Genomic DNA, 14,851 nt, shown 5'->3' with positions numbered 1-14,851 from the left:
CCATGTGCCTAGGACTGATATCTATGTCTGATATCTCCTCCAACGCCTCCTCTAAATCCTCAGGAATATGATAAATCTTACCCTCAGGTATCTTGACCATTACCTACCTCCTTTTCCACGGTATTTATTTGGGTTGTAATTCAACAACTCCAAAGTTCACGAAGTCTATTTAATGCCGGACTCTTCTTCAGCTAAATATCCTCTAATAATCATACACAAAAACTGTGCCAACTTCCATTCTTTCAATCTAACCGATAAATAATTGTTGCAAAATTTATTCTAACATATTGATATAGCTTACTTTTTGGAGTTAAGGTTTTTATGCATAAGAAACCACTATCCAGTAATAGGACATTTATGAAAAGTGTAAGAGATTTAAATAGCAGGTGTATTGCACATCTTTGGGAGCAAAAAAGCCAATCGTTGATTCCCTCTGTGTGCAGGTTTATAATCTTTAACGGGCCCATCATTTTTGGATTAAACGTTCTCCCTGATCTTTAGACGGGTTAATTTTTTCACAAGGGTGTTTCGGTGTATTTTAAGTATCTTTGCAGCTTCTGTTTGGTTCCAGTTCGTCTTTTCTAATGTCTGAAGGATGAATCGCTTCTCAAACCCTTCTTTGATCTTCGTTAGTCCTAATTCGTCATCTCTAATTTCTTCCACTTCTTGTCCATCTTGTTTCCCATACATAAACAGCTCTATGGGTAGATTGCTCAATGTGATTAACCTATTCTGTCTGGAAAGGACAACCAGCCTTTCAACGAGATTCTGAAGTTCTCGAACATTTCCAGGCCAGGAGTATGTACAGAGGGTCGCAAGGGCATTGGGTGAAAATCCCTCGAGCTTCTTATTATGGTGCTTGCTGTAAGTTTCAAGAAAGAACTGTGCCAGCAACGGAATATCATTTTTACGCCTCCTCAATGGCGGCAGATGTATGGGTACAACGTTGAGGCGAAAGTAAAGATCGCTTCGAAATCTATTTTCCCTGGCTTCCTTTTCTAAATCTGTATTAGTGGCAGCGATTACCCTTACATCCAGATTGATGATGGTGTTACTTCCGATCCTTTGAATCTGCTTCTCTTGCAAAGCCCGGAGCAATTTGGATTGAAGGTCAAGACGCAGTGCAGATACCTCGTCAAGAAACAGAGTGCCGCCATTGGAATGCTCAAACTTACCCAGGGTACGGGATTGTGCCCCTGTAAATGCCCCTTTCTCGTAACCAAAGAGTTCACTCTCCATAAGTTCTGAAGGTATGGCGCCACAGTTCACCACCACAAATGGCTTATCCTTCCTGTTGCCCTGATAGTGTATTGCCCTGGCGACCAGTTCTTTCCCTGTTCCACTCTCACCCGTAATCAAGATACTGGTTGAGGTAGATGCTACCTCCTTGATAACGTCAAATATCTCTCTCATCTTTCTATCTTTGCTGATGATCTGTCCAAAACGATGGCGTTCTTTAGCCTCTGAACGAACATCCTCTATTTCTTTCTGGAACCTCTGTTTGATAAGGACCTCTCCCAGAAAGGAAATGAAATGGGCTTCTTCCGTGGGTCTGGTTGCACATAGGGTAGCCCCTAATCTTAAATACCCCGGCAAACTCCTTAAGATACCTAAATACGAAACCAGAACCACATCGACCTCTTCGTTAATCCCTTTTATTTTTCTGACAAATTTTATTCCTTCAGCGTTGGATGTATCGAAACTGAGGAGTACTACATTAATTTTATTGCCTTCGATGATATCCAGGGCTGTTTGATTCCTCTCGGCAGTAAAGATATTGTAACGATCCTTGAGTATCGCCCTCAGGGACTCTCTGAATTCTTCTTCATCATCAACTATCAAAATGGATTCTTTGTCCTTCAATTTTACCTTCTGCTAGTACATAGACTCGATTATATCCCGGTACATCTCATTGATATATTTCCGTTTAACCTTCATGGTGGGGGTTAGTTCTCCGTCTTCCTGGTCCAGTCTCTTGTCAAATATGGTAAACTTCTTTATTGTTTCAACACTGGCCATGGTTCTGTTTACCTTTTCTACCTCCCTGGTGATCAGCCGCTTGATCTCTGAATTTTTTGACAGGTCAGAATAGGTTGTAAAGGGGATTCGGTTGTCCTGGGCATATTTCACCACATTGTCCTCATCGATCATAATTAAAGCTGTCAGGTACTTTCTTCCATCCCCGATAACTATAGCATCATTGATATAGGGACTGAATTTAAGCTGATTTTCAATATTCTGAGGGGCAATATTCTTCCCCCCTGCTGTAATTATTAAATCCTTTTTCCTGTCGGTGATTCGCAGGTAGCCATTTTCGTCTAACTCCCCTACATCACCTGAGTACAGCCATCCGTCTTTTAATGTCTCTTTGGTAGCCTCAGGATTTTTAAAATATCCCTGAAACACATTGGGCCCTTTAACCAGTATTTCACCATCCTCAGCAATCTTAATCTGTACACCCGGGACAGCCTGCCCCACAGTGCCTATCTTTATCTTGTCACCCAGGTGGACACTGGTTGGACCACAATCCTCTGTTTGACCGTAGATTTCCCTCAGGGGAATACCAATGCTATGGTAATATTGCAAAACGTCAGGAGAAATAGGGGCTGCTGCGGATATAGCCAATCTTACCCTGTCAAAACCTAGTCTTTCCTTTAATTTACGGAATGCACTAAAGTGAACCAGAAAATAGATAGCCTGCCATAAAAAAGGGACCTTTTCCTTCATCAGTTTCAGGTCTGTAACCTTTCCACCTATCTTCAAGCTCAAATAATAAACCAGTTTTTTCAACCAGGTAGACTCGCTCATACGGATGGTGATAGTGGAGAAATACTTCTCCCAGATTCGAGGGACAGCAAAGAAAACAGTAGGGGATATCTCAACCATATTCTGGGTAACAGTATCGGTATTTTCAATGAAATTCACAGAATACCCGTACCTTATGGCCAAAAAAACTGAGAACATCCTTTCTGCTATATGTGAAAGGGGCAGGAAAGACAATACCTCATCCGTTTCATAAAGTGGAAGGGCATCGTTTATTGCGCCTGTTGTCCATACGATACTGGCATGGGACAACATCGCCCCTTTGGGAGGACCGGTAGTTCCTGAGGTATAAATTAACAATGCTGTATCTTCTGGTTTTGCTTCATTCAATCGGGCTTCGAAGAGGTCAGGGTATTTCCCCTCTAAATCCCTGCCTAACTTTATAAGCTCTTCAAAGCTCATTACCATAGAGTCGTTAAAGTGCTTTAACCCTTCCATATCGATGATAATTATCTTTTCCAGTTTAGATAGGTTTGCCCTGACCTTCAATACCTTGTCTAATTGTTCCTCATCCTCTGCTATATGGAATCTTGCCTCTGAGTGTTCTATAATATATTCACATTGCTCCGGCGAATTAGTAGTATATATGGCTGACGTAATTCCACCTGCAGCCATGATACCTATGTCCGCATACAGCCATTCGGGACGATTTTCACCGATCAGGGTGACACACTCGCCTTTCTTCAATCCGAGGGTTATTAGGCCAAGACTAACGTACTTTACATTTTCACCATATTCTTTCCATAATATGTCTTTCCAGATCCCGTACTCCTTCTTTCTGAAGGCAACCCTGTCTCCGGATTTCTGAACCCGGCTCAGAAACAAAGTGGTTATTGTATCTTCTCTCATAACCATTTCCTTCATTCGATAGGTGATGGCTTCGTAAAAAGTCCATCTCTCTATAAATCTATTCTAAACGACAAGCACTAGTCAAGTAAAAATTTTAAGGAGACCATCAATCGTATTTTGGTTTTGTGTTGACAACAGGGATGTCTTGGGATAGAATGAATTAATCAGGGATTGTTATCTTCCCTAAATAGTTTATAGGAGGATCCGATGCGCAGTCAAACTGAGGAGATCAGAAGGGAGAAAATCAAAGAGGCATATCGGGAGGCAGCAACAGACTTTGCTACAGACTCGGGTATCTCTGTAAAGAATGTGTATACCCCTGAGGATGTCTCAGACATTGATTTTGATAAGAATATAGGTCTTCCCGGACAGTATCCTTTTACAAGGGGACATCATCCAATGATGTACAGGGGAAAGCTATGGAATATTCGGGAGATCGCGGGACTTTCCACACCGGAGAAGTTCAACGAGAGATGTAAATTTCTTGTGGAACAGGGGGCAAGTGCCCTTGATTGGGAATTGGATGGACCTACTTTATATGGGATTGAGCCTGACCAGCCCATGGCTGAAGGCCAGTTGGGGGTCTGCGGTGTTGCTTTACATACATTGAGGGATGTTCAGATATTGAGTGAAGGGCTACCGTTAGATGAGCTGAGTCTGTCTTCTGATGCTTTCTATCCTGATGTCTGGCAATCTTATATATTGACGGCAAAGAAAAAGGGATATGATATAAGTAAGCTTAGAGGAATAGGAGGGGGAATATTCTATTACGGTCCGTCGGTATTTCCAAGCCGAATGGATTGGCTTGTCCATAAAGGAGGTTTTTCTACCCTGGCAAGATGGGGAAATGACTTCTGTGAGTATGTATGTAAAAATTTTCCAAAATGGAACATCTGGTTTACCAGCTCCTATGACTTACAGGAAGCCGGGGGGAATGCCATCCATGAAATAGCATTTACAATTGCCATGGCTAATGAATTTATCCGTGAGATGTTGAAGAGGGGCATGGATATAAATGCTATTAGCAGCAGATTAAGCCCTGTTCTTGGTGCGAATAGGGATTTCTTTGAGGAGATAGCCAAACTGAGGGCTGCAAGGAGAATATGGGCTAGGACCATGAAGGAACAATTCGGAGCCACAGACCCAAAGGCTATGTGTCTGAGATTCCATGTAGATGTATCAGGGTCGAATTTCACCCGTCAACAGCCTTTGGTTAATATTGCGAGGGGGGCTTTGGGAACCCTGGCTGCTGTTCTTGGCGGCAGTATGGGTATTCAGACCCCTTCATTCGATGAAGCATGGGCTACACCTACAGAGGAGGCAGTGAGGCTTGCTATTAGAACCCAGCAGATTATTCGTTATGAATCAGGAGTAACAAGGGTTGCCGATCCTCTGGCGGGCTCTTACTTTGTTGAATGGCTTACAAGCGAATTAGAAGAAAAAATAGAGTCTATGGTTCATCAAATCGAGCAGATGGGTGGATGGCTGGAAGTCCTGGAGAGGGGCTGGGTTCATGAACAGCTTAAAGAAGGGCTTCTGGAGATTCAGAGAAAGGTAGAAAACGGAGAGAGGACAGTAGTAGGCGTAAATCGTTTTCAGATACCGCCCGAAGAAGATTTTAAACCAGAGGTCTATGCCCCTGATACTTCAGATGTGGAAGAGTACTTGGATGAATATAAAAAATTTAAGGAGAGAAGGGACTATAAGAACCTGCGGGAAAAGATTAAAAGCCTGCAAAAAGCAGCTTCTGATCCCGGGATAAACCTTGTTCCTTACGTCTATGATGCTTTAGAGGCTAATGCAACCTTCCCGGAAATAATAGGTGCTATGAGGATGAACGACGGGTTTGAATACGATTGGGCTGGAGAAAGGGATTTCCCTTTTTAAAGATTGACGGCTTCGTAAAAAGTCCATCTGCGGCGTTGCGCTGCATCCCTCGTCGTTGCAGCGTAACTACAAGTACGCTTCACTCCTCGTGATTTGCGCGCCTTGCATCTGGAGCTTTTTACTGTGCCGTCTGATTTTTGACTTTTTACGAGTCTATCAAAGATTGAGTTAGGAGGGGTTCTATTACAATGAAACTAAAAGTGGTTACAGGGAAAATAGGTTTAGATGATCACTACAGAGGGATTCTGTCTGTTAATAAGGCGCTTACAGATGCTGGTATGGAGGTAGTCTACCTGGGTACCGGTCAGAGGGTTGACAGCATGGTTGAGGCGGCGTTACAGGAAGATGCAGATGCGGTGGGGCTTAGCTTCTTGTGCGGCGGGCATCTCCAGATCATGCAGAAGTTTATGAACAGGATGAGAGAACGGGGACTGGATAGTGTTCTGGTTCTGATCGGGGGGGTTATACCTGATCAGGATATACCGAAGCTGATAAACGATATAGGGGTTTCCCGTGTGTTTTTGCCAGGGACGCCACTTAAGGATATCGTGGACTTTGTAAAAGAGAAAACTGAAAAATAAAGGATTAAGATTAACCTGAAAGGAATAAAGATAGAAAAACCCAGGTGTTATAATTTATACAACCTGGGTTTTTCTCATAAAAATATTTTTCGGTTATTTACTTGCCAAGTGCCTTCAATGCCTCACCGTATCCCGTCATCAATTGCTGTGCTACACCCTTATCCCTCTTTGCCTCAGGTTCCCAACCTTTAGCTGGTGGAGACTCCAGAACAAACTGAAGGTGAACCAGTGCCTTTTGCGCGGATTCCTTGGTGTCATTCACAAGGAGCATTGCCTTGACTCTGTGGATCATAAGGTTATCAGGGGCAGCTTCCATAGCCTCATCAATTAACTTGTAAGCAAGAACCTTATCACCCCCCATGAACGGAGGTAAGAGCCCTTTCAGGTAGCCCAGAACCAGGGCAGGCATTCCGTTAAAGTATTTTTTGTCGATTTTATAAGCCGCTTCACCATAAGAGAGAGCTGTCTTAATGTCTTTAGCTGCGGCAGCAGCATATGCCTTCCAGAAATTTGGACCAACGGCTTTGGGTTGTAATTTCAACCATGCATCTGTTACCTCGCCGGCCATTCCCAGATACTCGTATGAATCCATCTCAGTATCTTTATTGGTTGCCAGATCCATAGCAACATATACGCTAAGCCTTGACAATAATTCATATGCCGCAAAGTTTTTAGGTTCTTTTTCAACGATTTTTTGCAGTATCTCAATACCTTGCTTTGCCTTTTCAGTATCAGCCCTTTGGTCAAAAAGCTTTTTTGCCTCATCCAGTTGATCAGCGCTGGATACAGCCGGCATAGAAAACAACATTATTACACCGACCAGCAATACGGAAGTCAAAAGAAATAAACTGAATCTTTTCATATAACCCTCCTGTGAGTAAGAGAAAATAATTAGGAATTGAATCTTCCACGAAATCTGAACAATTTTTACTAGTTTAAGTTTTTCACCTCCTCTCTAGTGTATCTATTGTCTTCAACCACCCCCCTTATTATTTATTTATAGTCCTTTTTTGCCGAAGTATTGTTAACATTTTAATACTGATATTTATATAATCTCACTTCATATCTGTCAAGTATTTTTAATAATTATTTTACTTTATAGCCCTTTAGATTTTTTTGAGGCTAAAAGTATTTGATTTTTTGATATACTTAATGTATATAAAAGCCTATTACCTGTATGGTTAGCTGTCTCTCTGGTAATCTTTCAAAGGATGAAGGCGGTAAAATGGAAAAGAGACTTTTTCTAAAAGAACTACCCATTGGTGTGTGGGTTCGGCTGCTCCGTGCACCTAATATTATCAAATGACATACGAAAAAGTATCAGGAGAAAGGGACTTACAATCCCTCAGTTATATGTTTTAATAACACTGGGAAGTTCTGGGCGACCTTAATTTAGGGGGACTGGGGAAACAGATGTTAGTTACAAAATTTTGTATGTTACAGGAGGTTGCCATTGAAGAGAAGGGTAGTTATAACGGGTATGGGGGCTATAACCCCCCTGGGTGTGGGGTTAGATAGGAATTGGGAAAGAATATGTAACGGGGAGTCGGGAATATGTAGAATTACGACCTTTGATCCATCACCGTTTCCATGTCAGATAGCCGGGGAAATCCATGATTTCGACCCTCTGGACTTTATCGATGCCAGGTTTGCAAAGAGGATGGATACCTTTATTCAGTATGCCGTTGCGGCCGCCATAATGGCAATAGGGGATTCGGGACTGGAGATGCGAGATGCCAGCTCCCATAGGATGGGGGTATTTATAGGTACTACATGGGGAGGCATACCGGCATATGAAAGAGAATTAAAGGTCTTTGAGGAGAAGGGGGGCAAGAAGGTTTCCCCTTTCCTTGTCCCTTCTGCCATCCCAAATCTGGCAGCGAGTCAAATAGCCATTCATCTTAAAGCAAGGGGACCAAATGCCTGCTCAGCAGATGCGTGCGCTGCTGGAGCGCACTCCATAGGTGGTGCATTCAGGATAATCCAGCGCGGTGATGCAGATGTGATGATCGCTGGAGGTGCCGAGTATATAACTACACCTCTTATCCTGGCTGCTCTGTGCAATATAAAAGCCCTTTCCTGCCGAAACCAGGAGCCAGAGAAGGCAAGCAGGCCTTTTGATAGGGAACGGGACGGGTTTATAATGAGTGAGGGTGCCGGGCTTCTGGTTTTGGAAGAATTAAACCATGCTCTGCTGCGCAATGCCAGAATTTATGCAGAAATTGGGGGCTATGGAATGACATCCGATGCTTACCATATAGTGAGCCCACACCCAGAAGGTAAAGAAGCTGCCAGGTGCATGCAAATAGCCATTGACGATGCAGAGGTCCATCCAGAAGAGGTGGATTATATAAATGCCCATGGTACATCAACCGTCTATAATGACAGATCAGAAACACTGGCGATAAAAAATGTGTTTGGAAAACATGCCTACAAACTTGTGATTAGTTCCAATAAATCGATGATAGGACATTTGATGGGTGCAGCAGGGGGAGTTGAGGCAGTCTTTACCATATTAACCATTTGCGATGGAACAATTCCGCCAACTATAAACTATGAGAATCCAGACCCAGATTGTGACCTTAACTACGTCCCTAATGTGGCTCAGAAGAGAGAGGTAAGGGTAGCTTTATCTAATTCATTTGGATTTGGCGGAGTCAATGGAAGTATTCTATTTAAAGCATTTTCAGGATAACAAACGATTATTGCCGGGCTGAAGTATCCTGTTAGGAGACCCTGAAACAATTTCAGGGTGACGGAAACGGAATTTTCCGAAGGCATTAAGTCATGGTTTTATCTCTTTCTCCTCTGAAGGCTTTCTTTATCAATATACCAGATTAATGGTCCTGCAGGCTGTACCCTTGCTGCCGGGTATAGCGCAGCTGCATTTACCGGGTCATCAAGGATTGTACGAATCACTTTTCTTTTACCCACACCAGACACCAGAAACACCACACACCTGGACTGATTAATCACAGGGAAGGTCAGGGTGATTCGTGGTACAGCAGGGGCAATATCTTCAGTTTGAACATGCATGACCCACCGTTTTCTTTCTTCCAGTGCGTTGTCGCCTGGGAAAAGGGATGCGGTATGGCCGTCTCTTCCCACTCCTAATAATACCAGATCAAAGGAAGGGGGTGGTTTGCCCTCTGTTGGGTTCTGAAATTTGGCTTTGCCTGAGGTTTCAAAAAATTTCCGTATGATCCGCTCATAGGCTAATGCAGCATCTTCCGCGGTCGATTTTTCTACAGTAACCCTGTGTATGTTGCCGGGTGGTATGGGTATTCTGGAAATAAAGGCATCAAAGGCTGTGGCAAAGTTGCTGTCAGGATGATCTGAGGGAACAAAGCGTTCGTCACCCCAAAAAAGATGGGTTTTTTCCCATGGGATTATTTCTCGAAAAGGCAACTCCGCCAGAAGGTTATAGAGCAATTGGGGTGTTTTCCCGCCTGAGAGAACAAGCGTGAAGATGCCCCGTTCTTTAACGGATGCCTGTGAGAGCCGGCATACATATTTTGCTGCTCCAAGGCTGAGTTCCCGGAGGTTCGGATAGTAGCTTATCATTTCAGAATTTCAGCCAGCAGATTAAGCCCACCCTCGATTTGGCTACTCAAATGAATGCGAATCACCCGGCGTTCTTTGCTGTTGAGGGAATGAAGATCACCCAGTGCCTGCGCTCGCTGCAACGTAGCAAAGCCGTATTGCTGCCCCGGGATGGCAATGTCTTCTGCGCTGTCAGCAGTCAAGATTATAAATACACCTTTGTTAGGACCACCTTTGTGAAGTTGTCCTGTTGAGTGAAGATAACGGGGGCCATATCCCAGTGTGGTGGCAACCTTTAAGCGGTCACGGAGCGACAATCGTATAGATTGGAGGAAATTGTGTCGTTCAGGTGTCCTCAGAAAATACGGGAGTAGTGCAATGTAGTCAGGAGGCTTAGCCAGTTCCACAAAGGAACTGAGAAAATCTTCCAGCGATTTACGTTCGATTTTATCGAACCATTTATGAGCCGGATCGTAGTAAACAGAAATGCCACTCTTTTCAAAAGCAGGTTGACCTTCATTGAACTGCCTTTTTTGTCCCCACTCGTCTAAAAGGTCGTGGGTATTTTGTTTGCTTTCGGCAACGTTGGGTTCATCAAAGGGATTAACTCCCATGATAGAGCCAGCAGTGGCAGTTGCAAGTTCCCATCGGAAAAATTCTGCTCCAAGATTCACCTTATCCCTGACCTCTATACGGATAACAGGGTGGCCTGCCTCCTCAAGGTCGAGCAACTTTTCTTCAATATCTATTTTATTATCTTCCATTGTATGCATGTATACGAATACCCGGTCATTAGTATATACACCAGGGGAACCTAGTGATTCACCCTCAACTGGTACAAGTCCAGAACCACCTTTTCCAGTGCTCTCAGCCAGTAACTGTTCTACCCAGTACCCGAACGTACCGATAGACTCAGAGATTACAAGAGTCACCTTATTGCGTCCCAACTGGTGTTGAATACCAAGTATTGTCCCCAGTTGAATAGCTGGATTAGCTGCGGGAGGCACATATGGACCGCAACTATATGCCATTTGATTTGCCCTCACAAGAAACAAATCAATATCAATGCCCATCAGGCACATGGGTACAAGCCCAAAGTACGACAACGCTGAGAAGCGTCCGCCAATATCCTTCTGGTTTTCAAAGCACCTGCGAAAACGTCTTTTTTTGGCTTCAGCCACAAGGGGTGTTGCAGGGTCTGTAATAGCTATGAAATGCTTGCCTGATTCCCCTTTAACCTGGGCTTTCACAAGCTCGTAAAAATAGTTGTAAAAACTCAGTGTTTCGCTTGTATTACCGGATTTGCTGGAAACTATAAAGAGAGTTTTCTCCAAATCAAGCTGGGAAGCTATACCCTTTACTGCTGCTGGATCGGTATTGTCTAAGACAGTCAATTTAAGCCACCCATTAGCGGCACCGAAGGTCTTCTGGCAGACCTCGGGACAAAGGCTGCTTCCGCCCATGCCGAGAAGCAGCACATTTAAGAGGCCCTCACCCTTTATTTCAGAGACGAACTCTTTGATTTCGGTTACCCTTTCTCGAAAGGCTTCAATGCTGTTTAACCAGCCGAGACGATTTTTAATGGTTTCTCCATCTCCGGGTTCGGATGTCCAGAGAAGCGGATCGTTGTCGAAGATTCGCTGAGGAAACTGGCGGCTCCTGAGGGAATCAAATGCCGGTTGAACTGCCGATTTGTATTTACCCAATGTAACGGTCTGACTATTATGATTTTTACCAAGAAACTGCTGGCGCTTTTCCGCAAGGGTCGTCATGAGTTTATCAAAGGGATCGATAAACTTTTGGACACCTTCATCAAGGAGATGTTGAGTAATAAAATCAGGATTCAGTCCCGCTTTCCTGAGATTTTTCAAGACATTTTGGGACTCATTCACCTCCATTTGAACGGAGTTTTCCACAATTATTCCATGATCAACGAATGCATCAATAGTTTCATCAGGCATGGTATTCACTGTGTGGGGACCAATGAGGGGCGAAACGTAGTATGTGTCGTTATAAAGGGGATTCTTGGTACTGGTACTTGCCCAGAGCAGACGTTGAACCCTGGCACCTTTTTCTTCCAATCTCTTCCATTTATTGCCGTTAAATATTTTTTTAAAACTCTGGTATGCCAGCTTTGCATTGGCGATTGCAAACTTACCCAGCAGGGCATCAGGTCTGACTCCCTTTCCTGTGCCAACTCCAGACCGTATCCGATGACCAAGGAGCTGATCAGTGAGCACATCGATACGGCTCAGAAAAAAACTGGCTACCGATGTAATGGTCTTCACAGGCTTACCTTCTGCCAGACGTCTACCCAGCGCTTTGATGTATGCTTCTGCTACAGTTTCGTAACTCTGGATTGAAAAGAGCAGGGTGACATTGATGTTGATCCCCTCATACAGCATTTCCTCAATGGCAGGTAAACCGGCGGGTGTTCCCGGAACTTTGATGAGTAGATTTGGACGATCTACGGTTTTGAAGAGATGCCTGCCTTCAGACTTAGTCCCTTCGGTATCATGCGCCAGATAAGGTGAAACTTCAAGGCTGATAAAACCATCGATACCGTCCGACTCGTCGTAAACAGGCATGAGCACATCGCAGGCTTCACGGATGTCGGTGACTACAAGCTGTTCATAAATTTCGTGGATTTGCAGTCCCTTATCCACCAGTTCCCTGATCTGGTCATCATAGTCGTTGCTGCCGGAGATTGCGTTATTAAAGATTGACGGATTAGATGTAACGCCACGGAGGCCGCATTCATCAACCTGACGTTTCAATTCACCGCTCCTTATCATTCGACGGGTGAGGTTGTCCAGCCAGTAGCTCTGGCCACATTCAATGAGTTGTAGCAAAGGGTTCATTTTTGCTCCTTTTTTCTTATGAATTGAGAGCTTTGAAGAAGTACCCCTTTTCGCTTCAGCATACATTTTTTGACCCATCTAAGCTCTCTCCATTGAAAATTCACGAACTCCCCGCCTCTGGCAGGTCAAACATGTGAATTTTCTATCCGCCTCTGGCGGACTAAGAAAGGTTCCCCAAAAAATCTATGTAATTCGCTTTCAGGGAACTTCTTCAAAGCTCTTGGCAGATTGTGCAAAGACCTCGTCGTCATTTTCCAATCAGTATTTTTGCCCGCTCAACGACGTTTTCAACATTGAATCCATAATTTTCCAGGTTTTCCTTATACGGTGCGCTGGTGCCGAACCTCGTAATACCTACGATGTCACCGCTATCTCCAACCCAGTAGTGCCATCCCTGAGGCGATCCTGCCTCGACGGCCAGCCGTGCTTTTACATCAGGAGGCAGAACTTTATCACGGTAGCTTTGCGGCTGTTCCAAAAACAGCTCCCAGCTGGGCATACTCACAACCCTGGCATCAATTCTATCCGAAGCCAGCTTTTCCTGTGCATCAACGATTAACTGTACTTCAGAACCAGTGGCTATGAGAATCATATCGGGCATTGTCCCTTTTTCCCTGGACAGGACATAGGCGCCTTTAAGTAGCTCTCCGGCACCAGCCATTTTGTGACGGTCAAAAATCGGCAGAGACTGTCGGCTGAGAACCAGTATGGTAGGACCATGCCTCCGCATCATGGCAGCCCTCCAGGCATAGGCAACCTCATTGGCATCAGCAGGACGAATGATGCATATGTTAGGCATGGCTCGCAGAGAGGCTAACTGCTCAACGGGCTGATGGGTAGGGCCGTCCTCCCCCACAGCGATAGAATCATGAGTCATAACATAGATTACAGGCAGTACCATCATTGCTGCCAGCCGAATGGCAGGTCGGGCATAGTCGGTGAAGATAAAAAATGTGGCTGCATAAGGACGAACCCCTCCATGAAGTGCCATTCCTGAACAGGCAGCGCACATATTGTGCTCCCTTACCCCCCATGCAATGTTGCGGATGGTATATTGACCCCTGGCAAAGTATTGGGGTTCATCAATGAGCGTCTTTGTGGAAGGAGCCAGGTCGGCGCTGCCCCCCATCAGCCAGGGGATATTATTTGCAAAGGCTTTGAGAACTTTTCCTGATGCAGCACGGGTAGCCATGGGGCCATCGGCAGATTCAAAATGGGGAATGCTATTGTCCCATCCATGGGGGATATCCCCGCTAAGCGCCTCTTCAAACTGTTTGGCAATCTCAGGAAAAGCCTTTTTGTACTCACTAAACTTTTTGCTCCACTCATCCTCCAGCCTTTTCCCCCGTTCTATGGACTGCCTCATATGGGTCAGTACCTGTTCCGGAACAACAAACCTCTCGTTTTCAGGCCATCCGTAGAATCTCTTTGTTAACTTTACCTCTTCTTCGCCAAGCGGTTCGCCGTGTGCCTCCTTGGTATTCTGGCGGTTAGGCGACCCGTAGCCGATATGGGAACGAACCATAATCAACGATGGTCGTTCCTTTTCCTTCTTTGCCTTGCTCAATGCTGTCTCCAGCGCAATGAGGTCGTTGGCCTTATCGCCCAGGTTTTGTACGTGCCAGTGGTATGCATCAAATCGCTTTTTTACGTCATCCGAATATGTCAACGCAGTATCCCCCTCGATGCTGATATGGTTGTCATCGTAAATCCAGATGAGTTTGCCAAGCCCCAGATGGCCTGCAAGAGAGGCTGCCTCATGGGAAGCCCCCTCCATCAAATCTCCGTCACTACAAAATGCATATGTATGATGTCCTACAATTTCGTATCCCTTTCGGTTGAAAACCGCTGCCAGATTTGCCTCTGCCATTGCCATGCCTACGGCGTTCATCAAACCCTGTCCAAGTGGCCCTGTAGTTGTTTCCACACCGGGCGTGATTCCGTACTCGGGATGCCCCGGTGTTTTGCTGCCCCACTGACGAAAATTCTTAATCTCGTCAAGGGACAGGTCGTATCCTGTCAAATACAGCACGGCATATTGAAGTATTGAGGCATGGCCGCATGAAAGCACGAAGCGATCGCGGTCAAACCACCGGGGATTGCTGGGGTTATAACGCAGAAACTTAGTCCATAAGACATAAGCCAGCGGTGCAAGCGCCATCGGTGTACCTGGATGGCCCGAGTTAGCTTCCTGTACAGCATCCATTGCCAGTGTGCGAATGGTATTGATACAAAGCTGATCCAGCGTTTTTTGTTCGTTATCCATGAAAAATCCTCCCACCTTTTTTCAGCGCTGCTTTTGTAATC

At 44.9% G+C, this 14,851-nt stretch carries 9 protein-coding genes; 3 read left to right on the top strand and 6 right to left on the bottom strand.

The window, feature by feature from the left end; all coding sequences use genetic code 11:
• Nucleotides 1-477: 477 nt before the first annotated feature.
• Entirely contained in the window at nucleotides 478-1,863 is a 1,386-nt protein-coding gene (locus tag AB1401_13885; GenBank protein MEW6616542.1) for a sigma-54 dependent transcriptional regulator, read from the bottom strand.
• Nucleotides 1,864-1,875: 12 nt separating this feature from the next.
• Nucleotides 1,876-3,672, bottom strand: coding sequence for an AMP-binding protein (locus tag AB1401_13880; GenBank protein MEW6616541.1), 1,797 nt, complete (start codon nucleotides 3,670-3,672; stop codon nucleotides 1,876-1,878).
• Nucleotides 3,673-3,879: 207 nt separating this feature from the next.
• Here AB1401_13880 and AB1401_13875 point away from each other — a divergent pair, with 207 nt between their 5' ends.
• Entirely contained in the window at nucleotides 3,880-5,559 is a 1,680-nt protein-coding gene (locus AB1401_13875; GenBank protein MEW6616540.1) for a methylmalonyl-CoA mutase family protein, read from the top strand.
• 188 nt (nucleotides 5,560-5,747) lie between these two features.
• Nucleotides 5,748-6,140 carry a cobalamin-dependent protein gene (locus AB1401_13870; GenBank protein MEW6616539.1) on the top strand — a complete coding sequence of 131 codons (393 nt, stop codon included), beginning with the start codon at nucleotides 5,748-5,750 and terminating at the stop codon, nucleotides 6,138-6,140.
• A 97-nt stretch (nucleotides 6,141-6,237) separates the two neighbouring features.
• On the opposite strand, the gene AB1401_13865 is transcribed toward AB1401_13870, so the two are convergent.
• Complete coding sequence (locus AB1401_13865; GenBank protein ID MEW6616538.1) at nucleotides 6,238-7,002, bottom strand: hypothetical protein; 765 nt, start codon at nucleotides 7,000-7,002, stop codon at nucleotides 6,238-6,240.
• 591 nt (nucleotides 7,003-7,593) lie between these two features.
• On the opposite strand from AB1401_13865, the gene fabF reads away from it, so the two are divergent.
• On the top strand, nucleotides 7,594-8,835 hold the full coding sequence (fabF, locus tag AB1401_13860) for a beta-ketoacyl-ACP synthase II (GenBank protein MEW6616537.1): 1,242 nt from the start codon (nucleotides 7,594-7,596) through the stop codon (nucleotides 8,833-8,835).
• Between the two features lie 98 nt (nucleotides 8,836-8,933).
• Here fabF and pgl read toward each other — a convergent pair whose 3' ends face one another.
• The 3 genes from pgl to tkt form a co-directional block, all read right to left on the bottom strand.
• Nucleotides 8,934-9,704 carry a 6-phosphogluconolactonase gene (pgl, locus tag AB1401_13855; protein ID MEW6616536.1) on the bottom strand — a complete coding sequence of 257 codons (771 nt, stop codon included), beginning with the start codon at nucleotides 9,702-9,704 and terminating at the stop codon, nucleotides 8,934-8,936.
• The gene (locus AB1401_13850) at nucleotides 9,701-12,622 is read right to left on the bottom strand and encodes a bifunctional transaldolase/phosoglucose isomerase (GenBank protein MEW6616535.1); all 2,922 of its coding nucleotides are present in this window, start codon (nucleotides 12,620-12,622) and stop codon (nucleotides 9,701-9,703) included. Before AB1401_13850 ends, pgl begins: the two co-directional genes overlap by 4 nt.
• Nucleotides 12,623-12,791: 169 nt before the next feature.
• Complete coding sequence (tkt, locus tag AB1401_13845) at nucleotides 12,792-14,810, bottom strand: transketolase (GenBank protein MEW6616534.1); 2,019 nt, start codon at nucleotides 14,808-14,810, stop codon at nucleotides 12,792-12,794.
• Between the last annotated feature and the right edge of the window lie 41 nt (nucleotides 14,811-14,851).

The organism is Thermodesulfobacteriota bacterium (assembly GCA_040757775.1).
In the GTDB taxonomy this organism is placed as follows: Bacteria; Desulfobacterota; UBA8473; order UBA8473; family UBA8473; genus UBA8473.
Note: the sequence above shows the minus strand (reverse complement) of the source record. Positions and strands in the feature narration are given on the sequence as shown.

What these genes read in the sequence shown, in the direction of transcription:
- AB1401_13865 (MEW6616538.1), bottom strand. Translation starts at nt 7,002, where the DNA reads ATGAAAAGATTCAGTTTATTTCTTTTGACTTCCGTATTGCTGGTCGGT.
- AB1401_13870 (MEW6616539.1), top strand. Translation starts at nt 5,748, where the DNA reads ATGAAACTAAAAGTGGTTACAGGGAAAATAGGTTTAGATGATCACTAC.
- AB1401_13880 (MEW6616541.1), bottom strand. Translation starts at nt 3,672, where the DNA reads ATGAGAGAAGATACAATAACCACTTTGTTTCTGAGCCGGGTTCAGAAA.
- AB1401_13850 (MEW6616535.1), bottom strand. Translation starts at nt 12,622, where the DNA reads ATGGGTCAAAAAATGTATGCTGAAGCGAAAAGGGGTACTTCTTCAAAG.
- tkt (MEW6616534.1), bottom strand. Translation starts at nt 14,810, where the DNA reads ATGGATAACGAACAAAAAACGCTGGATCAGCTTTGTATCAATACCATT.
- AB1401_13875 (MEW6616540.1), top strand. Translation starts at nt 3,880, where the DNA reads ATGCGCAGTCAAACTGAGGAGATCAGAAGGGAGAAAATCAAAGAGGCA.
- pgl (MEW6616536.1), bottom strand. Translation starts at nt 9,704, where the DNA reads ATGATAAGCTACTATCCGAACCTCCGGGAACTCAGCCTTGGAGCAGCA.